This is a genomic window from Leeia aquatica, assembly GCF_012641365.1.
GTDB lineage: Bacteria > Pseudomonadota > Gammaproteobacteria > Burkholderiales > Leeiaceae > Leeia > Leeia aquatica.
The window spans coordinates 97,063-121,991 of sequence record NZ_JABAIM010000005.1 but is presented as its reverse complement, the minus strand read 5'-3'; the positions used below and the strand labels follow the sequence as shown (position 1 = coordinate 121,991).

Annotated in this window: 34 protein-coding genes; 5 read left to right on the top strand and 29 right to left on the bottom strand. The window is 61.7% G+C overall.

The window, feature by feature from the left end:
- Positions 1–90: 90 nt before the first annotated feature.
- The 3 genes from coaD to HF682_RS17085 are packed head-to-tail and all read left to right on the top strand — an operon-like array spanning position 91 to position 2,129.
- Positions 91–585 (top strand): pantetheine-phosphate adenylyltransferase, encoded by a 495-nt coding sequence (coaD, locus tag HF682_RS17095; RefSeq protein WP_168878556.1) that lies wholly within the window; start codon positions 91–93, stop codon positions 583–585.
- The gene (locus HF682_RS17090) at positions 582–1,574 is read left to right on the top strand and encodes a class I SAM-dependent methyltransferase (protein ID WP_168878555.1); all 993 of its coding nucleotides are present in this window, start codon (positions 582–584) and stop codon (positions 1,572–1,574) included. Before coaD ends, HF682_RS17090 begins: the two co-directional genes overlap by 4 nt.
- 15 nt (positions 1,575–1,589) lie before the next feature.
- Positions 1,590–2,129 carry an adenine phosphoribosyltransferase gene (locus HF682_RS17085; protein ID WP_168878554.1) on the top strand — a complete coding sequence of 180 codons (540 nt, stop codon included), beginning with the start codon at positions 1,590–1,592 and terminating at the stop codon, positions 2,127–2,129.
- Between the two features lie 24 nt (positions 2,130–2,153).
- Here HF682_RS17085 and HF682_RS17080 read toward each other — a convergent pair whose 3' ends face one another.
- From HF682_RS17080 to upp, 3 genes are all read right to left on the bottom strand, one after another.
- Positions 2,154–2,726: a TMEM165/GDT1 family protein gene (locus HF682_RS17080; RefSeq protein WP_168878553.1), complete on the bottom strand. Its 573-nt coding sequence runs from the start codon at positions 2,724–2,726 to the stop codon at positions 2,154–2,156.
- 214 nt (positions 2,727–2,940) lie between these two features.
- Entirely contained in the window at positions 2,941–3,435 is a 495-nt protein-coding gene (locus HF682_RS17075) for a 2-thiouracil desulfurase family protein (RefSeq protein WP_168878552.1), read from the bottom strand.
- A gap of 9 nt (positions 3,436–3,444) precedes the next feature.
- Positions 3,445–4,077: a uracil phosphoribosyltransferase gene (upp, locus tag HF682_RS17070; protein WP_168878551.1), complete on the bottom strand. Its 633-nt coding sequence runs from the start codon at positions 4,075–4,077 to the stop codon at positions 3,445–3,447.
- Between the two features lie 117 nt (positions 4,078–4,194).
- Between upp and HF682_RS17065 the strand changes: the two genes are divergently transcribed.
- On the top strand, positions 4,195–5,373 hold the full coding sequence (locus tag HF682_RS17065) for a BaiN/RdsA family NAD(P)/FAD-dependent oxidoreductase (RefSeq protein WP_168878550.1): 1,179 nt from the start codon (positions 4,195–4,197) through the stop codon (positions 5,371–5,373).
- Between the two features lie 14 nt (positions 5,374–5,387).
- Here HF682_RS17065 and tatC read toward each other — a convergent pair whose 3' ends face one another.
- The 26 genes from tatC to HF682_RS16935 all read right to left on the bottom strand — a co-directional run bounded on the left by tatC (position 5,388) and on the right by HF682_RS16935 (position 23,790).
- Complete coding sequence (gene tatC / locus HF682_RS17060; RefSeq protein ID WP_205882154.1) at positions 5,388–6,107, bottom strand: twin-arginine translocase subunit TatC; 720 nt, start codon at positions 6,105–6,107, stop codon at positions 5,388–5,390.
- A 5-nt stretch (positions 6,108–6,112) separates the two neighbouring features.
- The gene (gene tatB, locus HF682_RS17055; RefSeq protein WP_168878548.1) at positions 6,113–6,622 is read right to left on the bottom strand and encodes a Sec-independent protein translocase protein TatB; all 510 of its coding nucleotides are present in this window, start codon (positions 6,620–6,622) and stop codon (positions 6,113–6,115) included.
- A gap of 30 nt (positions 6,623–6,652) precedes the next feature.
- Complete coding sequence (tatA, locus tag HF682_RS17050; protein ID WP_168878547.1) at positions 6,653–6,883, bottom strand: Sec-independent protein translocase subunit TatA; 231 nt, start codon at positions 6,881–6,883, stop codon at positions 6,653–6,655.
- A gap of 22 nt (positions 6,884–6,905) precedes the next feature.
- Positions 6,906–7,238: a histidine triad nucleotide-binding protein gene (locus tag HF682_RS17045; protein WP_168878546.1), complete on the bottom strand. Its 333-nt coding sequence runs from the start codon at positions 7,236–7,238 to the stop codon at positions 6,906–6,908.
- Positions 7,239–7,252: 14 nt separating this feature from the next.
- Positions 7,253–7,582, bottom strand: coding sequence for a phosphoribosyl-ATP diphosphatase (locus HF682_RS17040; protein WP_168878545.1), 330 nt, complete (start codon positions 7,580–7,582; stop codon positions 7,253–7,255).
- Positions 7,575–7,985, bottom strand: a complete 411-nt coding sequence (gene hisI / locus HF682_RS17035) for a phosphoribosyl-AMP cyclohydrolase (RefSeq protein ID WP_168878635.1) — start codon at positions 7,983–7,985, stop codon at positions 7,575–7,577. The genes HF682_RS17040 and hisI overlap by 8 nt, the downstream gene beginning before the upstream one ends.
- 79 nt (positions 7,986–8,064) lie before the next feature.
- The gene (gene hisF, locus HF682_RS17030; RefSeq protein ID WP_168878544.1) at positions 8,065–8,835 is read right to left on the bottom strand and encodes an imidazole glycerol phosphate synthase subunit HisF; all 771 of its coding nucleotides are present in this window, start codon (positions 8,833–8,835) and stop codon (positions 8,065–8,067) included.
- A gap of 60 nt (positions 8,836–8,895) precedes the next feature.
- Positions 8,896–9,630, bottom strand: coding sequence for a 1-(5-phosphoribosyl)-5-[(5-phosphoribosylamino)methylideneamino]imidazole-4-carboxamide isomerase (hisA, locus tag HF682_RS17025; RefSeq protein ID WP_168878543.1), 735 nt, complete (start codon positions 9,628–9,630; stop codon positions 8,896–8,898).
- A 20-nt stretch (positions 9,631–9,650) separates the two neighbouring features.
- The gene (hisH, locus tag HF682_RS17020) at positions 9,651–10,304 is read right to left on the bottom strand and encodes an imidazole glycerol phosphate synthase subunit HisH (RefSeq protein WP_168878542.1); all 654 of its coding nucleotides are present in this window, start codon (positions 10,302–10,304) and stop codon (positions 9,651–9,653) included.
- Complete coding sequence (gene hisB, locus HF682_RS17015) at positions 10,301–10,894, bottom strand: imidazoleglycerol-phosphate dehydratase HisB (protein ID WP_168878541.1); 594 nt, start codon at positions 10,892–10,894, stop codon at positions 10,301–10,303. Before hisB ends, hisH begins: the two co-directional genes overlap by 4 nt.
- A gap of 4 nt (positions 10,895–10,898) precedes the next feature.
- A complete protein-coding gene (gene hisC, locus HF682_RS17010; protein WP_168878540.1) occupies positions 10,899–11,978 on the bottom strand; it encodes a histidinol-phosphate transaminase in 1,080 nt (359 codons plus the stop codon).
- A 160-nt stretch (positions 11,979–12,138) separates the two neighbouring features.
- Positions 12,139–13,431, bottom strand: coding sequence for a histidinol dehydrogenase (gene hisD, locus HF682_RS17005; protein ID WP_308418758.1), 1,293 nt, complete (start codon positions 13,429–13,431; stop codon positions 12,139–12,141).
- A gap of 16 nt (positions 13,432–13,447) precedes the next feature.
- On the bottom strand, positions 13,448–14,089 hold the full coding sequence (hisG, locus tag HF682_RS17000) for an ATP phosphoribosyltransferase (protein ID WP_168878538.1): 642 nt from the start codon (positions 14,087–14,089) through the stop codon (positions 13,448–13,450).
- Positions 14,090–14,095: 6 nt separating this feature from the next.
- Complete coding sequence (locus tag HF682_RS16995) at positions 14,096–14,473, bottom strand: hypothetical protein (protein WP_168878537.1); 378 nt, start codon at positions 14,471–14,473, stop codon at positions 14,096–14,098.
- Between the two features lie 5 nt (positions 14,474–14,478).
- Complete coding sequence (murA, locus tag HF682_RS16990; RefSeq protein ID WP_168878536.1) at positions 14,479–15,732, bottom strand: UDP-N-acetylglucosamine 1-carboxyvinyltransferase; 1,254 nt, start codon at positions 15,730–15,732, stop codon at positions 14,479–14,481.
- 48 nt (positions 15,733–15,780) lie between these two features.
- Positions 15,781–15,918: a hypothetical protein gene (locus HF682_RS16985; protein ID WP_168878535.1), complete on the bottom strand. Its 138-nt coding sequence runs from the start codon at positions 15,916–15,918 to the stop codon at positions 15,781–15,783.
- Entirely contained in the window at positions 15,894–16,139 is a 246-nt protein-coding gene (locus HF682_RS16980; RefSeq protein ID WP_168878534.1) for a BolA family protein, read from the bottom strand. The genes HF682_RS16985 and HF682_RS16980 overlap by 25 nt, the downstream gene beginning before the upstream one ends.
- A gap of 20 nt (positions 16,140–16,159) precedes the next feature.
- The gene (locus tag HF682_RS16975) at positions 16,160–16,915 is read right to left on the bottom strand and encodes an ABC transporter permease (RefSeq protein ID WP_168878533.1); all 756 of its coding nucleotides are present in this window, start codon (positions 16,913–16,915) and stop codon (positions 16,160–16,162) included.
- Complete coding sequence (locus HF682_RS16970; RefSeq protein ID WP_168878532.1) at positions 16,912–17,823, bottom strand: ABC transporter ATP-binding protein; 912 nt, start codon at positions 17,821–17,823, stop codon at positions 16,912–16,914. Before HF682_RS16970 ends, HF682_RS16975 begins: the two co-directional genes overlap by 4 nt.
- A gap of 66 nt (positions 17,824–17,889) precedes the next feature.
- Positions 17,890–18,642, bottom strand: coding sequence for an MlaA family lipoprotein (locus HF682_RS16965; RefSeq protein WP_168878531.1), 753 nt, complete (start codon positions 18,640–18,642; stop codon positions 17,890–17,892).
- 48 nt (positions 18,643–18,690) lie between these two features.
- Positions 18,691–18,996: an STAS domain-containing protein gene (locus HF682_RS16960; RefSeq protein ID WP_168878530.1), complete on the bottom strand. Its 306-nt coding sequence runs from the start codon at positions 18,994–18,996 to the stop codon at positions 18,691–18,693.
- A gap of 1 nt (position 18,997) precedes the next feature.
- Positions 18,998–19,621 carry an MlaC/ttg2D family ABC transporter substrate-binding protein gene (locus tag HF682_RS16955; protein WP_168878529.1) on the bottom strand — a complete coding sequence of 208 codons (624 nt, stop codon included), beginning with the start codon at positions 19,619–19,621 and terminating at the stop codon, positions 18,998–19,000.
- 16 nt (positions 19,622–19,637) lie between these two features.
- Positions 19,638–20,108 carry an outer membrane lipid asymmetry maintenance protein MlaD gene (gene mlaD / locus HF682_RS16950; RefSeq protein WP_168878528.1) on the bottom strand — a complete coding sequence of 157 codons (471 nt, stop codon included), beginning with the start codon at positions 20,106–20,108 and terminating at the stop codon, positions 19,638–19,640.
- Positions 20,108–20,899: a lipid asymmetry maintenance ABC transporter permease subunit MlaE gene (gene mlaE / locus HF682_RS16945; protein WP_168878527.1), complete on the bottom strand. Its 792-nt coding sequence runs from the start codon at positions 20,897–20,899 to the stop codon at positions 20,108–20,110. Before mlaE ends, mlaD begins: the two co-directional genes overlap by 1 nt.
- Positions 20,896–21,702 carry an ABC transporter ATP-binding protein gene (locus tag HF682_RS16940; protein ID WP_205882146.1) on the bottom strand — a complete coding sequence of 269 codons (807 nt, stop codon included), beginning with the start codon at positions 21,700–21,702 and terminating at the stop codon, positions 20,896–20,898. Before HF682_RS16940 ends, mlaE begins: the two co-directional genes overlap by 4 nt.
- 105 nt (positions 21,703–21,807) lie before the next feature.
- Positions 21,808–23,790 (bottom strand): monovalent cation:proton antiporter family protein, encoded by a 1,983-nt coding sequence (locus HF682_RS16935; RefSeq protein WP_168878526.1) that lies wholly within the window; start codon positions 23,788–23,790, stop codon positions 21,808–21,810.
- A 129-nt stretch (positions 23,791–23,919) separates the two neighbouring features.
- Between HF682_RS16935 and HF682_RS16930 the strand changes: the two genes are divergently transcribed.
- On the top strand, positions 23,920–24,927 hold the full coding sequence (locus HF682_RS16930) for a KpsF/GutQ family sugar-phosphate isomerase (protein WP_168878525.1): 1,008 nt from the start codon (positions 23,920–23,922) through the stop codon (positions 24,925–24,927).
- Positions 24,928–24,929: the final 2 nt, after the last annotated feature.

Genomic DNA, 24,929 nt, shown 5'->3' with positions numbered 1-24,929 from the left:
GTCCGGCGGGCATTTTTACTTTGGGCCGCATGGGTAGCGTATCCACCCGATGCGCGGTATAGTCTGCGCAACATTCAACGAGGCAGGGCCATGTCCAAAGCCGTATATGCAGGCAGCTTTGATCCGGTCACCAAGGGCCATTTGTGGATGATCGAGCAGGGCGTGAACCTGTTTGATGAACTGGTGGTCGCCCTGGGGGTAAATCCGGACAAAAAATACACCTTCACCCGTGAAGAACGGCTGATGATGTTGCGCGATTCCACGCGCCACCTGCCCAACCTCAAGGTGGATGCCTTTGATAACCAGTTTCTGGTGAACTATGCCCAGACGGTCGGGGCCAATTACATCCTGCGTGGCGTGCGCGGCAACAGCGACTACGAGTTCGAGCGCAATATGCGCTATGTCAACGATGATCTGGTGCCCACCATCACCACCGTCTTCCTGATGCCGCCCCGCGAGATCGCGGAAGTCAGCTCCACCATGGTCAAGGGCATGGTCGGCCCGGAAGGCTGGGAGCTGATTTTGGGCAAGTACGTGCCCCCTGCTGTACTGGATTTGCTGAAAGCCAAAGCTACACACCGATGACTGAACCCGTTTTGCCGGATGGCGCAACCCTGCTGCAGGCCGTAGACATCGCCCCCTTTGCCAATCGCTTGGCCAAGAATGCCCGTCACCTGCACAAGTGGGCGCGACGCAACGATCTCCAGTGTTACCGTCTGTACGACCGGGACATCCCGGCCTTCCCGCTGGCGGTGGACTGGTACGATGGTCGCCTGCACCTGCAGGAGTTTGATACCGGCTGGAAGCAGACCCCAGAGCAACACTATGCCTGGGTGATGGCGGTGGAATCGGCGGTCAGCGAAACCCTGCAGGTGCCGAAAGAGCAGATCTGGTTCAAGCTGCGCCAGCGTCAGCGTGGTGAAACTCAATACCAGAAAACCGGCGAAGAGGGCGAGGATTTTGTGGTCAGCGAGCGCGGCCACCGTTTCTGGGTTAACCTCGCAGCCTATCTGGATACCGGCCTGTTTCTGGATCATCGTAACGCTCGGCAATGGGTCGGTGAGCTCGCAGACGGTGCACGCTTCCTCAACCTGTTCGCCTATACCGGCAGCTTCACCATCTATGCGGCGGCGGGAGGGGCGGTCAGCACCGATACCGTTGATCTGTCCAATACCTATCAGGCGTGGACTGCTCGCAATCTGGCGTTGAATGGCTTTACCGGCCCGCAGCACCGACTGCACCGTGCAGATGTGTTCAGCTGGTTGCGGGAGGCAGTTGGGCGGGGAGATCGTTACGATCTCATCGTGCTCGACCCGCCCACCTTCTCCAACTCCAAGAAGATGCTGGGCATTCTGGATGTGCAGCGAGACCACCCGTGGATGATCCGGCAGTGCCTCAGCCTGCTGTCCCCCACTGGCACGCTGTTCTTCTCCAACAATCTGCGGCAGTTTGAGCTGGATGCGGGCATCCGCGCCATGGCTCAGGTCGAGGACTTGTCGGCCCGCAGTGTGCCGGAAGACTTCCGCAACCAGAAAATCCACCACTGCTACCGCATCCGCCATCGCGCGGCTTGAGCAAGGAAAGCCCCCATGCTGGACGCCAATTACATTCGTGACCGTATTCGCACTGTGCCGGACTGGCCACAGCCTGGTGTGCAGTTCCGCGACATCACGCCGCTGCTGCAGGACCGCAAGAGCTTCCGGGTGCTGGTCGATATCTTTGTCCACCGCTATATGGACCAGCAGCTGGACGTGGTGGCGGGGATTGATGCCCGCGGCTTTATTCTTGGTGCGGTGGTCGCCTATGAGCTGAACCTCGGCTTCGTACCGATTCGCAAGAAGGGCAAACTGCCGTTCCAGACCGTGTCGGAAGACTACGAGCTGGAGTACGGCAGCGCCACGGTGGAGCTGCATGCCGATGCCTGCAAGTCGGGTGACCGGGTGCTGCTGATCGACGATCTGATCGCCACTGGCGGCACCCTGCTGGCCGCCAACCGGCTGCTGAATCGCCTGGGTGCGCAAGTCGTGGAGGCCGCGGTCATCGTGGACCTGCCGGAGCTGGGCGGCTCCCGCCTGATTGCGCAGGAGCAGATTCCGCTGTTCACCGTCTGTCAGTTTGATGGTCACTGAGCCCGGCAAGCCTGCGCCAAGTCGCTAGAACCCGAACGACAGCCCGCTCAGCACCGCCACGCCAATCACGGCAAATACCAGCGCCGCCACCGCATGCACCCAGCGGGTGGGCAGGCGGTGAGCGGCGGCTTCACCCATCAGCACCGCTGGCACATTCGCCAGCATCATGCCCACCGTCGTCCCCATCACCACGGCCAGCATGTCGTGATATCGGGCGGCCAGCGCCACGGTGGCAATCTGGGTCTTGTCCCCCATCTCCGCCATGAAGAACACCACGATGGTGGTCATCAGCACGCCAAAGTGCCCCCGGGTTTGCGCCTCTTCCTCATCCACCTTGTCCGGTACCAGCAGCCAGGCCGCCATGGCGATGAAGCTGCCACCCAGCAGCCAGCGCATCCAGTGCGGTGGCACCAGCTGGGTCAGCCAGTGGCCCAATGCGGCGGCCCCGGCATGGTTAAACACGGTGGCGAGGAAAATACCCAGAATGATGGGGACAGGGCGGCGATAGCGTGCTGCCAGCATCAAGGCCAGCAATTGGGTTTTATCGCCGATTTCCGCCAGCGCAACCACGCCGGTCGAGGTCAGGAAAGGATGCATGGGAATACCTCGGGAGCTGCCATACCGATGACCCAAGATGCGCCGCAGCTCCCACAGGGGCGACATCAGGGTCAAAGGTCTTGCCACGACAGACTTGCCGTCTGCCTGCCCGTGCCATGCCGCGCTTTCCGGCAAGTATGTTGACAACGGGTTCCGGTCGGGGCGACCGGCTGGCTACTCCCCCAAGACGGGGCAAATCATAACAGGCGCGGGCTCAGCTGTCCACGCTCGCCAGCCAGGCCGCGACCTGTTCAAGCTGGTGCTCATCAAACACATGGATACCGTTGGCACGCAGCAGCGCAGCGGTGACACCGTCTCCTGCGGTTTTGCCACCGCTAAAACGACCATCATAAATCAGGTCATGGCCACAGGAGGGGCTGCCGGCCTTGAGCACCGCCACCCGGCAAGCGTGTTGCCGGGCGAGCTGCAGCGCCTGCTCAGCGCCGGCGAGGAAAGGGCGGGTATAGTCGTGGCCGTCCTTGTCCACCACCCGGGCCAGCCCGCGCCAGACGGCTTCACCACCACCGGCGCCGAGGATTTCTGCCGGAGCGCGTGGTGCAGGCAAGCCACCGGCCATCTCCGGGCACAGCGAAACCAGACGACCTTCATCTAGCCACTGTTGCCACAGCGGATGGGGCACCGGCACCGGTCGTGCATCGTAGCGCACTGGTGCGCCAAATAGGCAGGCGCTGACCAGAATCTTCTGCATCAGCGGGCCTTAGCGATGCTTGGTGCCGAAGATCTTGTCGCCCGCATCACCGAGGCCTGGGATGATGTAGCCATGCTCGTTCAGGTGGGAATCGACTGCTGCGGTGTAAATGTCCACCTCCGGATGGGCGGCTTCGACCGTGCGGATGCCTTCCGGCGCGGCCACCAGCACCAGGGCGCGGATCGACTTGCAGCCTGCGCGCTTGAGCATGTCGATGGTGGCGACCATGGAGCCACCGGTGGCCAGCATCGGGTCAATGATCAGCGCCATGCGTTCGCCGAGGTCACCCACGAACTTCTCGAAGTAGGGCTCCGGCTGCAAGGTTTCCTCATTACGCGAGAGGCCCACCACGCTGATCTTGGCGCTGGGGATCATGTCGAGTACACCATCGAGCATGCCGATACCGGCGCGCAGGATCGGCACCACGGTGACTTTCTTGCCCTTGATCTGCTGAATGTCCACCGGGCCACACCAGCCTTCAATGGTCACAGTCTCCAGTGCAAAATCCTTGCTGGCCTCATAGGCGAGCAGGCGACCGACTTCGCCGGTCAGTTCGCGGAATTTCTTGGTGCTGATATCGACTTCGCGCAGCAGACCAACTTTGTGCTGTACGAGGGGGTGGCTCACGAGATGAACGGCCATGCGGGGTCTCCTGGGCTGGCGTATGGGGGAAGCTGCACGGGCAGGGTGGGCCCGGCTTGCTATAATGGGCGCCATTTTACTCTAAACGCTGGTTCATCGGCGTACTTGCGGGGCCATATGGCGCAATATGATGTGCTGGTGATCGGAGCGGGCGCGGCGGGCATGTACTGTGCGGCGCTGGCCGGGCAGCGCGGTCGCCGGGTGTTGCTGATCGACCATGCCACCCGGCTCGGTGAGAAGATTCGCATCTCCGGTGGTGGACGCTGCAACTTTACCAACCTGCACGCCAGCCCGGCACAGTACCTGTCGGACAATCCACACTACTGCCGCTCTGCACTGGCGCGGCACACCCCGCAGGATTTTCTCAAGCGGGTGCGGCACCACGGCATCCGCTGGTTCGAGAAACACAAGGGGCAGCTGTTCTGCGAGGACAGCAGCCAGCGCATCATCGACCTGCTGCAGGCCGAATGTGATGATGGCCGGGTGGACTGGCGCATGCCTTGCACGGTAACGGCGGTGACGCCCGAGGCGGGTGGCTGGGCGATTGCCACCGATCAGGGCACTTTTGAAGCGCCGTCGCTGGTGGTGGCAACCGGTGGCATGGCCATCCCCAAGATTGGCGCGACAGACTGGGGCTTACGGCTGGCCAAGCAGCAAGGCTTGCCCCTGGTGTCGCCACGCCCGGCGCTGGTACCACTCACCTTTGCCCGCGAAGACTGGGCCCCTTTCGCAGAACTGGCCGGGGTCGCGCTGGAGGTGATGCTTCGTTGCAATGAGGGTGAATTTCGTGAGGACCTGCTGCTGACTCATCGCGGGCTGTCCGGCCCTGCCATCCTGCAGATTTCCTCCTACTGGCAGCATGGCGACGAGCTGGTGGTGGACCTGCTGCCGGAGCAGGATCTGGCCGCCTTGCTGCTGGAGGCCAAGCAGGGCAGCCGCCAGCAATTGCTTACCGTGTTGTCGCAGCTGCTACCGCGTCGTCTGACTGAACTGTGGTTGCAACGCCATGATTTACTGGGGCGGGCGCTGGCGGAAGTCAGCGACAAAACCCTGCGGCAACTGGCGCACGGATTGCAGCACTGGGTGCTGCGGCCGGATGGCTCGGAGGGTTTCCGCAAGGCCGAGGTGATGCGTGGCGGCGTAGACACCCGCGCGCTGGATTCCCGCACCATGATGGCACGTGAGCGGCCCGGTCTGTACTTCATTGGTGAAGTGGTGGATGTCACCGGCTGGTTGGGCGGCTATAACTTCCAGTGGGCCTGGTCCAGCGCCTTTGCGGCAGCGCAGGCGGTATAAGCGGTGCGGGAGGGTTATTCCCGCGTCGGTTTGGGCCGCACCATGATGCCAGCGGCCACCACGCCCAGCTCGTACAGCCACCACAAGGGGATCGCCAGCATCAGTTGCGAGGCAACATCCGGCGGGGTGACGACGGCGGCGACGGCGAAGGCGCCGACGATGACATAGGGGCGGGCGGTTTTCAGTTTGGTCACCGGCACCACCCCCAGCTTGGCCAGCAGCACCACGGCTACCGGTACTTCAAAGGTCAGCCCGAACATGAAGAACATGTTGAGGATGAATTCAAAGTAGGCGGCGGAATCCGGCGTCCAGCGCATATTGGGCGGGATGATGGCGGCAATGAACTTGAATACCATGCCGAAGACAAAGAAATAGGCAAAGGCCATGCCAATCAGGAACAGCACGGTGGCCGAAATGATGAAGGGCAGGACCAGCCGCTTCTCATGCGCATACAGGCCCGGCGCGACAAACGCCCAGATCTGGTACAGGGTGTGTGGCAGGGTAAGTACAAAGGCCACCAGTGCCGCAATCTTCATCAGGATCACGAAAGGGGCGGTGACGCCGGTTGAGATCAGGCCAGCCGGGGAGATCTTGATCAGGGGGGCGGTGAGCCAGCTATAAAGGGGATTGGCGAAATACAGTCCAATAAAAAACACCACCACAAAAGCCAGTACTACCCATAGCAGGCGATTGCGCAGCTCGATCAGGTGCGAGATCAGGGATTCACCTTGCAGACTGCTCACACCGGTTCCTTGCGCGGAGGTTCATCAAACAGGTCAAGCTGGCGCTCGTCCACTTCACGGACAAGCAGGGTTTCTGCTGCGGGTTCCAGCGAGAGGGTCGCCACTTCGGGCGGGCTGAACAGGTCCGGTGTTGCCAGTGTCTCGGCGGGCGGCGTGGCCTCGACGGCTGGGGAGGCAATCGATAGAGGTTCCGTTACCACCGGTTCATGCACCACCGTTTCGACCGCCTGTACGCCATCTTGCAGGCTGCGCTCCGCCTCGTGCAGCGGCGCCAGCACCTGCTGGCTCAGGTCTTGCAGCGAGCGGGTGGCTTCCTCGTGCGCCTTGCGCAACTCGGCCAGCTCTCCCTCGCGTGCCAGCTCGTGGCGGATGTCGGAGACCTGCCGCTGCAAGCGGCCAATCAGGCGGCCCAGGGTATGGGCGACCTTGGGCAGGCGCTCGGGGCCGAGCACCAGCAGCGCGACCACGAACACGATGAACAGCTCGCCAAAGCTGATATCAAACACGGCGGCACCCCGCAGGCGGGAGGATCAGCCTCATGCCTTGCTGTCGTCTTTCTGCTCAATGGCCTTGGTTTCTGGCTTGGCTTCGGCCTCGCCTTCACCCTTGACGCCATCCTTGAAGCCTTTGACGGCCGAGCCCAGGTCCTGGCCGACGTTACGCAGCTTCTTGGTGCCAAACACCAGAACCACGATCACCAGCAGGATCAGCAGATGCTGAATGCTGAGGAAACCAGCCTGACGCCGGAGATTACGGGGTGCGCGCATGATAGATACTCCTGTAATGGGGTCAGGCAGCCGCCGGACCACCGCCAAACACATGCAGGTGCAGGTGGAAAACTTCCTGCCCACCGGCACGACCAGTATTGATGTTGACCTTGAAACCCTCGCCCAGGCCTTGCTCGCGGGCCAATTGTGGCACCAGCGTCATCAGCTTGCCCATCAGGGCAGCGTGAGCGGGCTCCACCGACAGCATGGATTCGATGTGCAGCTTGGGGATGATCAGGAAGTGCACCCGGGCCGCCGGGCGGATGTCGTGAAACGCCAGCACCTCATCATCTTCATACACCTTGCGGCTGGGGATCTCACCACGGCTGATCTTGCAGAACAGACAATCGTCCATCGTTCTTCCTTTGTTCACTCTGTCGGGCGGGCTGCTTTTTCAGCCAGGCCACTCAAACCTTCACGCCGGGCCAGCTCCAGCTCTACCTGCTCCGGACGCAAACCATGCTGCTCCAGCAGCACCATGCAGTGAAACCACAAGTCGGCCACTTCATACAGCAGATGCTGCGCGTCGCCATCCTTGGCGGCCAGCACCACCTCGGTGGCTTCCTCGCCAATCTTTTTCAGCACAGCGTCCGGCCCCTTGCTGAACAGTTTGGCCACGTAAGAGCTGTCCGGCGAGGCGTCACGCCGCGTGGCGATGGTCTCGGCAACCCGTGCCAGAATCCGGCTGCTGTCACTCATGGCCTGAGCCCTTGCTGTAAATGTGCGTGGGGTCTTTCAGCACCGCGTCGCGGATTTCCCACTGTGGTGCATCGCCTTCCTGCGCCAGCACCCGGTAAAAACAGCTTTCCCGCCCGGTATGACAGGCAATGCCGCCTTGCTGTTCCACCTGCAGGATCACCACATCACCATCGCAATCCAGCCGGATTTCCTTCACCACCTGTACATGACCGGATTCTTCGCCTTTATGCCACAGCTTGTTGCGGGAGCGACTCCAGTAGGTGGCCGTTTGGCGCGCCGCCGTCAGCTGCAGGGCTTCACGGTTCATCCACGCCACCATCAGTACCCGCCCGCTGGCGGCATCCTGCGCGATGGCCGGAATCAGACCATCCTCGTTCCAGGCGACATTATCCAGCCAGTGCAAGGCGCTCAATTGTGTGTATCCCGTATTGCGGTTTCATGACAGCGCTCCATTTTACCCATGAAGCGCTGGTTGAGGGGGCTCAGTCGCGTACTTCGATGCCCGCGGCGCGCATCGCTGCCTTGGCTTGTTGCACCGTGTACTCGCCAAAGTGGAAGATGCTGGCGGCCAGTACCGCATCCGCATGGCCCTCCAGCACGCCTTCCACCAGATGCTGCAGGTTACCGACGCCACCGGAGGCGATCACCGGGATGTTGACGATGTCCGAAATGGCACGGGTCAGCGGCAGGTTGAATCCGGCCTTGGTGCCGTCACGGTCCATGCTGGTGAGCAGGATTTCCCCGGCACCCAGAGCCTCCACCTTCAAGGCCCACTCAATGGCGTCCAGCCCGGTATTGTGGCGGCCCCCTTTGGTAAACACTTCCCATTTGGGCAGCTCGTCGCAGCCGGTATTCTTGGCGTCGATGGCGACGACAATCGCCTGCGAACCATAGCGGGCAGCGGCTTCGGCCACCAGCTGCGGGTGGTTGACGGCAGCGGAATTGATGCTGACCTTGTCGGCGCCGGCGTTGAGCAGGCGGCGTACATCCTCAACCTCGCGCACCCCGCCCCCCACGGTGAGCGGAATGAACACCTGGCTGGCGACGTCTTCGATGATGTGCAGGATCAGATCCCGGTTGTCAGAACTGGCGGTGATGTCGAGGAAGGTCAGCTCGTCCGCGCCTTGCTCCTGATAGCGGCGGGCAATCTCGACCGGGTCACCCGCGTCACGCAGGCCGATAAAATTGACCCCTTTGACCACCCGGCCGTCGGTGACATCGAGACAGGGGATGATGCGCTTGGCTAAGGTCATGATGACTTCACTTCTGGATCGGCAGCAGCCCGCCCGCAGGGGCGGGCGGTATGGGGGCGGTTAGCTCAGGCTGTCTGCCAGTTCCTGGGCTTCGCGGAAGTCGATGGTGCCCTGGTAGATGGCACGGCCGGTGATGGCGCCGGAAATGCCTTCGCCCTCCACCTTGCATAGCTCGCGCACATCGTCGAGGCCGGTCAGGCCGCCGGAGGCAATCACCGGAATGGTCAGCGCCTGTGCCAGCCGGACTGTGGCTTCAATATTGACGCCAGACAGCATGCCGTCGCGACCAATGTCGGTATAAATCACCGCTTCCACACCATAATCCTGGAAGCGACGCGCCAGATCCACCACCTCATGCTTGGTGATCTTGCTCCAGCCATCGGTGGCCACCATGCCATCCTTGGCGTCCAGCCCCACCATGATGTGGCCGGGGAAGGCATCACAGGCTTCGTGCAGGAAGCCCGGCGTTTTCACCGCCGCCGTGCCGATGATGATGTAGCTGATACCGGCATCGAGGTATTTTTCGATGGTGTCCAGATCACGGATACCGCCGCCCAGTTGCACCGGCATGTCACCGGCGACCGAGAGGATGTCACGGATGGCGGGCAGGTTGACCGGCTTGCCGGCAAAGGCACCATTAAGGTCTACCACGTGCAGCCGACGGGCGCCTTGCTCACGCCAGTGGCGGGCAGTGGCACCAGCATCTTCAGAGAACACGGTGGCGGCATTCATGTCGCCTTGTTGCAGGCGGACACACTGGCCATCTTTCAGGTCAATAGCGGGAATGATCAACATAGCTGTGGTCGTGGGGTGCGTTAAACGTTACCGTTCCAGTTGACGAAATTGTGCAGCAATTGCAGGCCTGCACGATCACTCTTTTCCGGGTGGAATTGTACGGCAACCAGCTTGCGGTCGGCCACTGCTCCACAGAAGGAGAAGGGGTAATCGGTGGTGCCAATCACCAGCTGGCTGTCTGCCGGGTGCACAAAGTAGCTGTGCACGTAATAGAAACGGCTGTGATCCTCAATGTTCTGCCAGATCGGGTGGCTTTTGACCTGACGGACATGGTTCCAGCCCATGTGCGGCACTTTCAGCTTGCTGCCATCGTCGCCCACCATCAGCGCCGCCGGGAAGCGCAGGCTGCGGCCCGCGTAGCGGCCAATGCCGGGTGTGGCAGCTTCTTCACTGTGCTCAAACAGCATCTGCATGCCGACACAGATACCCAGAAAAGGCTTTTCATCGGCAGCCTGCATCAGCGCAGCGCGCAGGCCTGAGGCATTGAGGTGGGCCATGCAGTCGCGCATGGCACCCTGGCCGGGAAACACCACCCGGTCTGCACGGGCGACCACGTCCGGATCGCCGGTCAGCAGCACCTCGTGCTCAGGCGCAACACGTCGCATGGCCTGATGAACCGAGCGCAAATTGCCCATGCCGTAGTCCACGACGGCGATACATTGCGGCGTGCTCATCCGACCAGCGTCCCCTTGGTCGACGGGGTTTGCCCGGCCATGCGCTCGTCCACCGCCACGGCCATGCGCAGCGCCCGGCCAAATGCCTTGAATACCGTCTCGGCCTGATGGTGGCTGTTGGTGCCGCGCAGGTTGTCAATGTGCAGGGTGACGGCAGCGTGGTTGACGAAGCCGCGGAAAAATTCCAGCAACAGGTCGACGTCAAACTGGCCGATGGTCGCCCGCGTAAACGGGATGTGGTACTCGATGCCGGGGCGGCCGGACAGATCCACCACCACACGGGACAAGGCCTCATCCAGCGGCACATAGCTGTGACCGTAGCGGACGATGCCTTTCTTGTCACCCACCGCCTGGGCAAAGGCTTGCCCCAACGTGATGCCAACATCCTCCACGGTGTGGTGGGCATCGACTTCCAGATCTCCCCTGGCCTGAATGTCCAGGTCGAACAGGCCATGGCGGGCGATCTGGTCCAGCATGTGATCGAAAAAGGCGACGCCGGTATCGAGCTGGCTCTGGCCTGTCCCGTCCAGGTTGAGGCTGACGGTGATCTGGGTTTCCAGGGTGTTGCGGGTGACGGTGGCTTGACGCATGGTTTCAGGCTTGTCGGGTCGCAAAAAAGTCACGGACGGCGGCCAGCAGGCTGGCGTTCTCTTCCGGGATGCCGGTTGAAATACGGATGCAGTGCTTCAGCAGCGGGTGCCAGTTGGTCAGGCGCACCAGGATGCGGCGCTCGTGCAGATAGTGATACAGCGCCTCGGCGTGTTCACTGCGCACCAGAAACATATTGGCCTGGCTGGGCAAAACCTTGAGCGACGGGAAGGTGGCGAGGTCGGCCATCAGCTGGTCACGGTCGCGGCGAATCTGCTGGACCTGCTGTTCAATGGCGTCATGGTGCTCCAGCAGGAAGCAGGCAGCGGTCTGCGTCAGGCTGTTGATGTTGTACGGCATGCGCAGCTTGTCGAGCTCGGTCAGCCAGGCGCGGCGACCAATCACATAGCCCAGGCGCAGCCCGGCGGCACCAATCTTGGAGAAGGTGCGCATCAGCAGCAGGTTGGGGTAGTCGTCCAGCAGATGGAGCATCGGCGCTTTGGCAAAGGCGATGTAGGCCTCATCCAGCACCACCAGCCCCGGCGCCGCTGCAATCAGGCGGCGCAGGTCTGCCTCGTCAAGCACATCGCCGCTTGGATTATTGGGCGAGGTGAGAAACAGTAGTTGCGGCTGGTGGGTGGCGATGGCGTCCAGCATGCGCTCGACATCCACTGTCAGGTCCGCCCGGCGTTCTACGCCGACAAACGTAACCCGACAGGCTTGTGCGGCCATGCGGTAGACCACAAAGGTAGGCTCAGCGGCCATCACCTTCACACCGTCTGCCGCGATGGCCTGCACCAGCAGCTGGATGCATTCGTCCGAGCCATTGCCAAACAGGATGTCGTACTCGTCCGCCAGTTGCAGATGTGCGCGCAGTCGTTGTTTTACTGCGCCGACGCTGCCATCCGGATAATGATGCAGGGCGACCTCGGCCAGACGCGCGGCCAAGGCTGTGCGTAGAGGCTGGGGCAAAGCATGCGGGTTTTCATTGGCATCAAGTTTAATGCAGCCGCTGCTGTCGTGGACCTGATAGGCGCGCATGGCGCGCACATCGTCGCGAATCAAGGCTTCCGGTGAAATAGGCATAACCAAGGCGAGGCGCGGTGAAAGAGTCGTTGAATCAGGCCATTGTAGCAGCCTGTCATCGCCTTGTGCCGTCCGAGGCTTAGATTTTGCGGCGCCATGCTTAGTCTGTGTCACCACCCGGCGGGTTGCCGGGTATGGCAGAGGCGGTGAAGCCGCTGGCTTAGCGACGCGTCCGGTAACGGGCGGCCAGCGCGTGCGCCATCAGGCCTTCGCCTTGCGCCAGCAGGTCGGCCACCTGTCCCAGTTGGTCCGCCCCCTTGGGGCTGACCTGGATCAGGCTGCTGCGCTTCTGGAAGTCGTAGACCCCCAGCGGCGAGGAGAAGCGGGCGCTGCGTGAGGTGGGCAGCACATGATTGGGCCCGGCACAGTAGTCACCGAGCGACTCGGTAGTATGTGCCCCCATGAAGATGGCACCGGCGTGGCGAATCTGCGGCAACAGCGCCTGTGGGTCGGCCACCGACAGTTCCAGATGCTCTGGGGCGATCTGATTGGCGATCAGGCAGGCCTCGGCCAGATCGGCCACTTCAATCAACGCGCCCCGGTTGGCCAGTGACTGACGGATGATATCCGCGCGCGGCAGGGAGGGCAGCAGGCGGGCAATGCTGGCCTCCACCGCGTTCAGATAAGCGGCATCCGGGCACAGCAGGATGGACTGAGCCACTTCATCATGCTCAGCCTGGCTGAACAGGTCCATCGCCACCCAGTCTGCCGGGGTTTGACCGTCGGCAATCACCAGAATTTCCGAGGGACCGGCGATCATGTCGATGCCCACCTGACCAAACACCTGCCGCTTGGCAGCCGCGACCCAGGCATTGCCCGGGCCGGTGATCTTGTCCACAGCGGGAATGGTGGCGGTACCATAGGCCAGTGCGGCGACGGCCTGGGCACCGCCTATGCTGAAGAAGCGGTGCACCCCGGCCAGCCAGGCTGCCGCCAGCACCCTATCCTGCTCGGCACCGCCACGCAGTGGCGAGACCATGATGATCTCACTCACCCCGGCAACCTGGGCCGGAATGGCATTCATCAACACCGAAGACGGGTAGGCGGCTTTGCCGCCGGGTACGTAGATACCGACCCGATCCAGCGCGGTGACTTGCTGGCCCAGCAAAGTGCCATCGTCATCGGTGTATTGCCAGGAGTCCTGCTTCTGTCGCTCATGAAACCGGCGGATGCGCTCTGCCGCGATGCGCAGCGCCTCTTGCTCTGCTTGTGGCAAACGCTGGTAAGCCGCTTCCAGCTCCGCAGCGGGCCATTCCAGTTCGCCGACATGCGCTACCTCGCGCTGGTCAAAGCGGCGGGTGTATTCCAGCAGCGCTTCATCACCCCGGCTGCGGATGGCGGTAATGATGTCGCGTGCTCCTTGTTCAACGGCAGGTGACAAGGCGGCGTCAAACGCCAGCAGTTGCGCCAGTTGGTCGGCAAAGTCGGCTTGGCGGGCGGAGAGGCGGCGAATGAGGGTCATGGTGGTATCAGGCGGCTGAGGTGACAGAGGCAAAGGCGTCGATGATTGGTTGCAGGCGATTGCGGCGAAGCTTCATGGCCGCCTGGTTGACGATCAGGCGGGAGCTGACCTCATAAATATGCTCGACTGCTTCCAGGCTGTTGGCCTTGAGGGTGCCACCGGTACTGACCAGATCGACAATGGCATCGGCCAGCCCGACCAGCGGGGCCAGTTCCATTGAGCCATACAGCTTGATCAAATCCACATGCACGCCTTTGGCGGCAAAATGGCGGCGGGCGGATTCGGTGTACTTGGTAGCGACCCGCAGGCGCGCGCCGCGTTGCACCGAGCCGTTGTAGTCAAAGCCTTTGGCCACCGCCACCATCAGCCGACAGCGGGCAATCTGCAGGTCGAGCGGCATGTACAGCCGATTGCCGCCATGCTCTTGCAGCACGTCCGACCCGGCAATGCCAAGGTCGGCCGCGCCATGCTCCACATAGGTGGGTACGTCGGACGCGCGCACGATCACCAGCTGCACATCGTCGCGGTTGGTGCCGATGATCAGCTTGCGCGACTTGTCCGGGTCGTCCAGTGGGGTAATGCCGGCTGCCGCCAGCAGCGGCAGGGTTTCTTCAAAGATGCGTCCTTTGGACAGCGCAAGCGTAATCATGGCGATCTACCACAGGGTCATCACGGCACCGATCAGGATCAGCACCGCAAACATTACAAAAGGCAGGGTCACGGCGTACAGGCTGCGTTGCAGGCCATGGCGCAATTGCGCGACCTGGGCCAGCTCACCAGCGGTGCGAGCGTGCGTGGCTAGCGCGTCCAGCAAGTGTTCTGCGGCTTCCCGGTTGCGGAACTTGGCGAGCGAGGCATGCTTGCCGACCAGCTGATACAGCTGGCTTTCCGCCTGCATGGTACGCAGGCGAAAGGCGGAGCGGCGAAATTTTTCCCGGTCGGTCGCATTGTCGCAACCCTCTGCATCATGATCCATGCGCTGGATCTGTTCAGAGAGCTGTGCCAGCAAGCGGCTATCTTCTGCTTGGGCCACGGTGTTTACTTCACCCGCTCGATCAGGCCGCCGACCCCACCCAGCTTGGCCTCGATGTGTTCGTAGCCACGGTCGAGGTGGTAGATGCGGTCCACGGTGGTGACACCGTCGGCGATCAGCCCAGCGATCACCAGTGAGGCGGAGGCGCGCAGGTCGGTTGCCATCACGGTGGCACCGGACAGACGTTCAACCCCCTGGATGATGGCGGTATTGCCTTCCACTTCGATATTGGCCCCCATGCGGCACAGCTCGGAGACGTGCATGAAGCGGTTCTCGAAAATGGTTTCGGTCACCTTGCTGGTGCCTTCGGCGATGGTGTTCATCGCCATGAACTGGGCTTGCATGTCGGTAGGGAAGGCCGGGTAAGGCGCGGTACGCAGGCTGACAGCCTTGGGACGCTGCTTCATGACGATGCGGATCCAGTCGTCGCCACAGCTCAGTTCGGCCCCGGCTTCCTTCAGCTTGTCCAGTACGGCATCGAGGGTATCCGGGCGCGCATGGGTGAGGGTGACATCGCCGCCAGCCATGGCGACGGCGCACAGGAAGGTGCCGGTTTCAATCCGGTCGGCCATCACCGCATGCTCGGCACCATGCAGGCGTTCCACCCCTTCAATGGTCAGGGTATTGGTGCCGATGCCACTGATTTTGGCTCCCATCTTCACCAGGCATTCGGCCAGATCGGTGACTTCCGGTTCTTGCGCGGCGTTCTCCAGGATGGTGGTGCCCTCAGCCAGCACCGCAGCCATCAGCAGGTTTTCGGTGCCGGTGACGGTGACCATGTCGGTGACGATGCGGGCACCTTGCAAGCGTGGGGCGCGAGCGTGGATGTAGCCGTGCTCGATGGTGATGGTGGCTCCCATCGCCTCCAGCCCCTTGATGTGTTGCTCAACCGGGCGCTGGCCAATGGCACAGCCACCCGGCAGCGAGACCCGTGCCTCACCAAAGCGGGCCAGCATCGGGCCCAGCACCAGAATGGATGCGCGCATGGTCTTGACCAGCTCGTAGGGGGCTTCCAGCTTGTCGAGGTGGGCGCAGGTCAGCTCGAATTCGTGTACGTTGTCGGTCATCACCCGCGCGCCCATGCCTTGCAGCAGCTTCTGGATGGTGTGTACATCCTTGAGCTGCGGCACATTGGTCAGGCGCAGGGTCTCTGGCGTCAGCAGCGCGGCACAGAGAATCGGCAGGGCGGCGTTTTTGGCACCGGAGATGCGGATCTGGCCGTTGAGCGGGCCATTGCCCGTGATATTCAGTTTGTCCATATTGCGTGGCCTGTAGGTCAAGCGTTGTATCAATGCGGAGGGTGTGGCTCAGCCGTATCGCCACAGCAACCAGGCCACCACGGCGATCAGCAGTGGCAGGTTGCTGAGCAAGACCAGTCCGGCCAGACCGGGTTCGCGTTTTTTCCGTCCCCGCTCCGGGGTCAGTTCGGGTTCTGTTTTTGCCATTCTTCCGGGCTGAAGGTTTGCATCGAAAGGGCATGAATCTCGGCGCGCATGCGATCGCCCAGGGCCTGATAGACGCGCTGGTGCTGGCGTACCCGGTTGAGGCCGGCAAATTCCGGTGACACGATCAGGGCTTCAAAGTGATGGCCATCACCGCGTACTTCCAGCCGGTCACAGGGCAGGCCAGCTTCAATATAGGCATGCAGTTGTTCGGGTGTCAGCATGAATCTCTCCAGTATCCGGCTCAGCGGCGCAGCTTGTAGCCGGACTTCAGCAGTTGCAAGGCCAGCACCGTCAACAGGGCGGTACTGGCAAGAATGATGGTAAAGCTGGTGGTCGGCGCGATGTCCGATGCGCCGATGAAACCAAAGCGGAAACCGTCAATCAGGTAGAAAAAGGGGTTGAGTCGCGACAGGGTCATCCATGCGCCCGGTAGGCTGTGGGTTGAGTAGAACACCCCGGCCAGGAAGGTGAGCGGCATGATGATGAAATTCTGAAAACCGGCCAGCTGGTCGAACTTGTCGGCCCAGATACCGGCGATCAACCCCAGGGTTCCCAGCATCAGACAGCCCATCAGCGCAAACAGCAGCGCCCACAGCGGGTGGGGCAGGGCGAACGGGAAGAACCAGATGGTGGCGACAAACACACCAGCACCGACTGCCAGCCCGCGCACCACGGCGGCCAGCACATAGGCGGCAAAGAATTCATGGTGTGCCAGTGGCGGCAACAGGATGAACACCAGATTGCCGGTGATTTTGCTCTGGATCAGGCTGCTAGAGGTGTTGGCAAAGGCATTTTGCAGCATGGCCATCATCACCAGCCCTGGCACCAGAAAGCTGGCATAGGGGATCTTGCCGTAGACCTGAACATGCTGACCGATGGCGTGCGCAAAAATGGTCAGATACAGCAGCGAGGTCACCACCGGGGCGAGGATGGTCTGGGTGCTGACTTTCCAGAAGCGCAGCACTTCCTTGTAGAACAGGGTGAGGAAGCCGGTCATGCTGCCACCTGCTGTGTCTGCATCATTTGCACGAATACCTGCTCCAGCGAGGGCTGGGTGATGCTGAGGTCTTGTATGGTCAGCGCGGCTTCACGCAGGTTGTGCAGCAGGGGTTCGAGCTGAGCCACATCGTTGAGCTCAAATGCCCAGTAGCCATCGGGCTGCTGCCCCAGGCTGCGCTGACGCAAGGCTTCCGGCAAGGGCTGTGCCAGCCGCAGCAAGACCTGACGCGGTGCGGCGCGGGACAGCAGCTTTTGCTTGTCTTCCAGTGCGAGTACCCGCCCTTGCTTCAACAGGGCGATGCGGCTGCACAGGGCTTCCGCTTCTTCCAGGTAATGGGTGGTCAGCACAATGGCGTGGCCCTGCCGGTTCAGGCGCTGGATGAATTCCCACAACGACTGCCGCAATTCCACATCCACTCCAGCGGTGGGCTCGTCCAGTACGATGACCGGTGGCTTGTGTACCAAGGCCTGCGCCACCAGCACCCGCCGCTTCATGCCGCCGGACAGGCTGCGCATATTGTGGTTGGCCTTGCTGTCCAGCCCGAGGTTGACCAGCAGCTCGTCAATCCAGGCCTCATTCTGTCGCAAGCCAAAATAACCGGACTGGAACTGCAGGGTTTCCCGCACGGTAAAGAAGGGGTCGAACACCAGCTCTTGCGGCACAATTCCCAGCTTGCGGCGGGCAGCACGGTAGTCACCCCGTACATCGTGCCCCATGACGTGGATGGTGCCGCTGTCTGCGCGGGTCAGGCCGGCCAGGATGGAAATCAGGGTGGTTTTGCCAGCGCCGTTAGGGCCGAGCAGGGCAAAGAATTCGCCTTCCTGTACGGTCAGGCTGACCTGGTCGAGCGCCTGCAACGCGCCAAAGCGCTTGCTGACGGACTGGATATCAATGGCGGCAGACATGGGGTGAAGGAAAGGCAAAAACCGATTCTACCCCATTTCTGCCCCAGCGGAACGGAGGATATCTACTCAGGGTGTTGCCGGTGTGGTGGTGGCAGGTTCCGGGGTCGGGCCGGGATCATCCTCGTCTGCCGTTGCGGGTGTGGCACCATCCGCAGCCAGACTGGCGCGGCGCTGCAGGTAGGCGTCACGGATGAAAGCGTATTCATCCAGCCCGCCCGCCTCGCTGATCACGTGGTCGACCCCCAGCAACTGGGCGCGAACATCCAGAATACGCAAAGCCGTGACGCCGTCACGGGTGGAGTGGTCCGGAATCATGTCTTGGTGCAGGGCATGCTCGGCGATCAGGTCGGTGCTGTCCCGCAAGGTGGTACTGCCCAAGAACGGCAGCACCAGATAGGGGCCATTGCCCACGCCCCAGACCGCCAGTGTCTGGCCCAGGTCTTCGTCGTGCTTTTCCAGGTCCATTTTGCTGGCGACATCCACCAGACCAGCGACGCCCACCGTGCTGTTGATCAGCACCCGCCCCCAATCAGACACAGCCGCCTTGGGCTTGCCTTGCAGCAGGTTGTTGATGCCGATCCAGATGTCGTTCAGGTTACCAAAGAAGTTATGCACGCCATGACGGGCAGGAGCGGGGACGACCGCGGTGTAGGCTTGGGACAGCGGGCGCAGCAAGGCTTGATCAACCGCCGTATTGAAGCGATAGATGGGGCGATTGATGCCCTCCAGCGGGTCATTCTGGTTTTGTGGGGTGGCACACCCGGCAAGGGCGGTGACCAGGATCAGGCTGGAGAGTGGTAAGCGGGCTGACATAGACATGATGAAGCAAATGGGGGTTATGTATTTACTTTAGCAGGGTTTGCAGGATCAGTCGCTGGGGCCTGGCTGGGGACTGTGCTGCAAGTCCGGCAGGTGGTAGAGGCTGATCAGCTGGGCCAGATTGCTCGGGATATGTATGATGGTCAAGGTGGTGCGTGCTTCATTGGCCAACCGATGCGCATGCAGCAGCAGGCTGACCGCAGACGAATCCACTTCCGTGACCTGCGCACAATCCAGCACCAGCGCATCTTGGTGATGGCGCAGGGCTTCCGCAAAAGCCGAGCCGAGCGCGGTTACCGTACTGAGGGTAACCCGCTCGGGCAGAAACAAGGTCTGGCCTTCGCGCTTGAGCATGTCAGCTACCCGTGGCCCCTTTGGCCAATTGCTGATTACGGTCTGTCAGCTGCTTGATCAGGCCATCCACGCCATGTTGCGCGATGGACTGGTTGAAGCTGTTGCGGTAAGTGGTGACGATGGACGCGCCAGCCACCATCACATCAAACACTTTCCAGCTATTCCCGCTGGGGGACAGACGGTAGTCAAGGGTAATCGGTTTCTTGCCACTGACCATCACCTCGGTCAGCACCGTGACCTCACCGTTGTCACCGGCGGCGGTGACCGGTTTGACGTTGATGGCATCGACCTTGTTGGCCGTCAGGGCGTTGGCGTAGCTGTAGATCAGTAGGGTTTTGAACTCCTGGGTCAATGCCTGCTGTTGCTGCGGGCTGGCACTGCGCCAGTGCTTGCCGACGGCAAGCCCGGTCATCCGGGTAAAGTCGAAGTGGGGCAGTACCCGGGCCATGATCTGGTCGCGCACGGCTTTCTCGTTGCCGGCACGGCTTTCACGCTTGAGGATGGCCAGCACGTCATTGCTGGTGGATTCCACAAAGGTCTCGGCCGGATGAGCGGCGAAGGCCAGGGAACTGCACAGCAACATGCAAACGGCAAAATACTTTCTGAGTGCGGCAAACAACATCATGAAACGTCCTGTTCGGTCAAGGCGACGGTTTGGCGTCCGCTGCCTTGTTCATTATAAGTTGGCTGATCAATTGTTCCAGTACCAGTGCATCACTGACATACTGGATGCGACCACCCGATTTCAGATTAGTTGCCTCGGCTCCGGTCGCCAGACCGATGTACTGCTCACCGAGCAGGCCAGAGGTCAGGATCTCGGCCGAGGTGTCGGTGCTGAAAGCGGCGGTGGTATTCAGGGTTAGGGTGACATCGGCCTGATGGGTTTTGGGGTTGAACTGGATGCGGTTCACCCGGCCGATGACCACGCCCGAGCTTTTGACGGGGGCGTTGACCTTGAGGCCCCCAATGTTATTGAACGATGCGTTCAGTATCAAGCTGGGTTCATCGCCAAAACCTGCCGGATTGCTTACCTTAAGGGCAAGAAACAGCATGGCACCCAGCCCGGCTGCCACCAGCAGGCCCACCCAAGTATCCATCACGGATTTGTTCATCAGGCATTTCCTTGAAACATGAATGCAGTCAGGATGAAGTCCAGCATCAGGATGACCAGTGAAGAGGTCACCACGGTGCGGGTTGTCGCAGCGGACACCCCTTCTGCGGTGGGGTGCGCATCATAGCCTTCAAACACGGCAATGAAAGAGACCGCAATCCCGAAAACTGTACTTTTGATCAGGCCATTGAGCAGGTCATGCTGCCAGTCGACATTGGCTTGCATCTGCCCCCAGAAGGCGCCGGCATCAATGCCGATGACCGGCACGGCAATCAGATAGCCGCCAAGGATGCCGATCATGTTGAACAGGCTGGCCAGCAGCGGCATGGTCAAGACACCCGCCCAGAAACGTGGCGCGACCACCCGTGCGACGGGTTCTACTGCCATCATCTCCATGGCCCGCAGCTGCTCCGTGGCTTTCATCAGGCCGATTTCTGCGGTCATGGCAGAGCCCGCGCGGCTGGCGAACAGCAAGGCGGCCAGTACCGGCCCGAGCTCTCGGGTCAGGGCCAAGGCTACCACGGTGCCAACGCCATCGCCGGAACCAAATCGCTTCAGGGTTTCGTACATCTGCAGGCCCAGTACCATGCCGACAAACAAGGCAGAGACGCTGATGATGACCAGCGACAGCACGCCACTGAAATACATTTCACGCACGGTGAGCGAGAAGCGGCGCAGGCTGGTACCAGACTGGCGCAACAGAAACAGCATGAAGCGAGTGGCAAAGCCCAGGCGCTCAATCATGCGCCGGGTGCGGCCGCCCAGCAAGGTCAACGGTTTGAGCGGGTTCATGGACGCAGCCCCAGTTCACTGAGGTAGTCCCCCGCCGGGACATGAAAGGGAACCGGGCCGTCAGGTTCGGCGTGGATGAACTGGTGCACGAAGGGGTCGTTCTCCTGCAGGATGTCAGCGGGCTTGCCTGCGGCCACAATGCGTCCCCGTGACAGGAAGTAAACATGGTCCACCAGCTGCAGGGATTCCTGCACATTATGGGTCACCAGAATGGCGCCGGTGCCCAAGGCATCGTTCAATTCGCGGATCAGTTTGGCAACGGTACCCAGGGAAATGGGGTCCAGCCCGGTAAACGGCTCATCATACAGCATCAGCAGCGGGTCAAGGGCGATGGCACGGGCCAGCGCTACCCGTCGTGCCATGCCGCCGGACAGCTCGTGCGGCATCTGGCGGGCAGCGCCCCGCAAACCGACCGCATGCAACTTCATCAGGACCAGGTCACGCACCATGACTTCGGGTAAATCAAAGTGCTCGCGTAAAGGGAACGCGATGTTGTCGTAGACCGAGAGGTCGGTGAACAGGGCGCCAAACTGGAACAGCATACCAATCTGTTTGCGCATCGCGTACAGCTGGCGATGGTTGAAACCGAGCGTGCTCTCGCCATTGAAGCGGATTTGCCCCTGCGACGGCTGCAGTTGCCCACCAATCAGACGCAGCAGCGTGGTCTTGCCGCTGCCGCTGCCACCCATCAGCGCGATCATCTGACCTCGCTCAAGACGCAGGCTGACCCCTTGCAGAACAGGGGTGGGGCCATAGCTGAAGCTGACGTCGTTCAAATCCAGAAGCGGAGCGGAAGGGCGCAAAGGTATTACCTGATCGTGGGGTCGGCTGCAATTCTAACGCAGAAAGCCGCGGCATAGCCTAAATGCGCGTCAGGCAAAATGGTAAAAAAGGGTAACCAAAGATGCTTACGGCCCTTGCAGCAGATAGCGCTCGGCGGCGGCCAGATTGTCAGCGCGGCCCAATAGGACCAGCGTGTCCTCAGCCACAATGCACAGGTCGGGTGCCGGGGTGAGTTGGCCGCCTTGCCGACGCCGCACTGTCCGGATGGACACTTCGAAAGGACTCAAATCCAGCTCGGCCAATGGTTTGCCCGTTGCATGCGCATGCTCGGGCAGGGTGACGGAATGCAGCTGTGCTTCACGCCAGTCCAGGCCGTCATGGCTGTCGCTCTCACCGACGAATATGCCCCGGAACAAAGCATACTGTTGCTCCCGCGTGTCGCGGATGCGGCGCAGTACGCGGGAGAGGGGCGTGCCCAGCAGCATCAGGGTGTGGCTGGCCAGCATCAGGCTGCCTTCGAGGACTTCGGCCACCACTTCGGCAGCACCGGCCTCGCGCAAGTGCTCGACTTCCCCTTGCCCCTGGGTGCGGACGATCACCGGCAGGCCAGGTTGCAGACTGTGTACATGGCTGATGATCTTGCGGGCCTGGTGGGTGTCATCAAAGGTCACCACCACTGCCCGGGCGCGTTTCAGCCCGGCGGCCAGCAGGGCTTCACGCTTGCCGGCGTCACCAAACACCACGGTTTCGCCCGCGGCAGTCGCTTCTGCTACCCGCTCCGGATCAAGGTCCAGCGCCATGAAGGGGACGTCTTCCTGACTGAGAATGCGGGACAGGTACTGCCCACTGCGGCCATAGCCACACAGGATGACATGACCGTCGTGTTCCATGCTCTGCATGGCAATGCGCGTGAGCTGCAGCGACTGGCTCATCCATTCCGAACGCACCAGCCGCAGCACCAGCTTGTCGCTACGCTGGATCAATAGCGGCGCGGTGAACATGCTGAGCACCATGGCGGCCAGCAAGCCCTGCTGGATGGCGGGGGGCAAGAGGCTGTGCCCCTCGGGTGTGGCCAGTGCCAGCAACACAAAGCCGAACTCGCCCGCCTGGGCCAGGTGCAAACCAGTGCGCAACGCTACGCCACTCGGGTGTCGGAAGAGTCGGGACAGGCCGCTGATGATCAAGAGTTTGCCCGGCTGCAGCAGGGCGAAGAACAGTAGCACCCATGGCCAGACATGCCACAGCTGGCGCAGGTCCAGCCGCATGCCAATGGTGACAAAGAACAGCCCCAGCAGCACATCGCGGAACGGGCGAATGCTGTCCTCCACCTCAAAACGATACTCGGTTTCCGAGATCAGCATGCCGGCAAGGAAGGCCCCCAGCGCCAGCGATAGTTGCGCCAGCGATGTCAGCCAGGCAATGCCCAGTGTGACCAGCAAGACATTGAGGATGAACAGTTCACTGGAGTGTTGCCGTGCCACCAAGTGAAACCAGCGTCGCAGCAGCTTGTCGCCAAAATAGAAAATAGCGGCCAGCACCACCACGGCCTGCAGGGCTGCAATACCCAGCTGCTTGAGCAGGGCGGGTCCGCTGGGTGCCAGGGTCAGTGCCGGCACCAGGATCAGCAAGGGCACCACGGACAAGTCCTGGAACAGCAACACCCCAAACACTTGCCGGCCATGGGGACTGTCCAGCTCACGGCGCTCACTCAGTAATTTGCTGACAATGGCGGTGGAGGACATCGCCAGGATACCCCCCAGCGCCAGTCCGGCTTTCCAGTCCAGCTGTAGCAGCATGGCCAGCAGCGGGGTGATCGCGAGGCTGAGCAGGACCTGTGCGCCGCCCAGCCCGAGCACACTGCTGCGCATGCTTTTCAGACTCGACAAGCTGAATTCCAGTCCGATGGAGAACATCAGAAACAGGACGCCCACCTCGCCGAGGATTTCGGTGCCTTCGCTTTCCGGCATCCAGTGCAGCAAGTGCGGGCCGATCAATACCCCAACCAGCAGATAGCCCAGAATCGGCGGCTGCTTCAGCAAACGGCAGGCCACCACTACCAGCACCGCAATGGCCAAGAGCAGCAGGACGGGTTGCAGGGCACCACTCATGGATCAGGCCAAGGGTCAGGTTGCAGACCATTTCAGCTTAACACAGCTCATGCGACGGCCAAGCAATAATCCGGCCAGATGCCGTGTGCACATTGGGAGGGCGCGCGCATGCTGCTATACTGTGTACCCATGAGTGATTATTCCTCCCTGTCCGCCATGCCGGCGGATGACGATTCCTTGCTGGCGACGACGCGGCGCGTACTGCGGGTCGAGGCCGAGGCGCTGACCGCACTGGCCGATCGGCTGGATGGTCAGGTACTGCGAGCTTTGCAGGTGCTGCGGGATTGTCGTGGTCGAGTGGTGGTCAGTGGCATGGGCAAGTCCGGCCATATCGCGGGCAAGATTGCGGCGACCTTGGCGAGTACCGGTACGCCCGCATTTTTCCTGCACCCGGCAGAGGCCTGCCATGGCGACCTGGGGATGCTGACCCAGGATGACGTGCTGCTGGCGCTGTCCTACTCCGGCGAGAGTGATGAACTGCTGGCCCTGTTGCCCTATCTGAGACGGCAGAAGATTCCGCTGGTGGTGCTCACCGGTAATCCCGGCTCCAGTCTGGCCAAGGCCGCCGAGGTGGTGCTGGATGCCGGGGTACGGGAGGAGGCCTGTCCATTGGGATTGGCGCCCACCACCAGCACCACGGCTGCACTGGCGCTGGGTGATGCGCTGGCGGTGGCGCTGCTGGAATGGCGCGGGTTTGGCGTCGATGATTTCGCCCTGTCGCACCCCGGTGGACGGCTGGGGCGGCGGCTGTTGATTCAGGTGGCCGACCTGATGCACGCGGGTGAGCACTTGCCGATGGTGCGCATCAGCGATGTGTTGCCGCAGGCGCTGGAAGTGGTCACCCGCAAGCGTCTGGGGTTTGCCGCGGTGCTGGATGATGCGGAAGCCCTGGTAGGCATCTTTACCGATGGCGACCTGCGGCGGGCGGTCTCCCGCTTTGCGGATTTGCGCAGCGTGACCGTGGGGGAAGTCATGACCCCGAGGCCGCGCTGTGTGCAGGCGGATACCCTGGCCGTCGAGGCGATAGCCTTGATGGAACAGGCACCCAAAATCACCAGCTTGCTGGTGCTGGATGAACAACAACAGCTGGTCGGCGCCATACACCTGCACGACCTGCTGAATGCGGGCTTGCTGTGAGC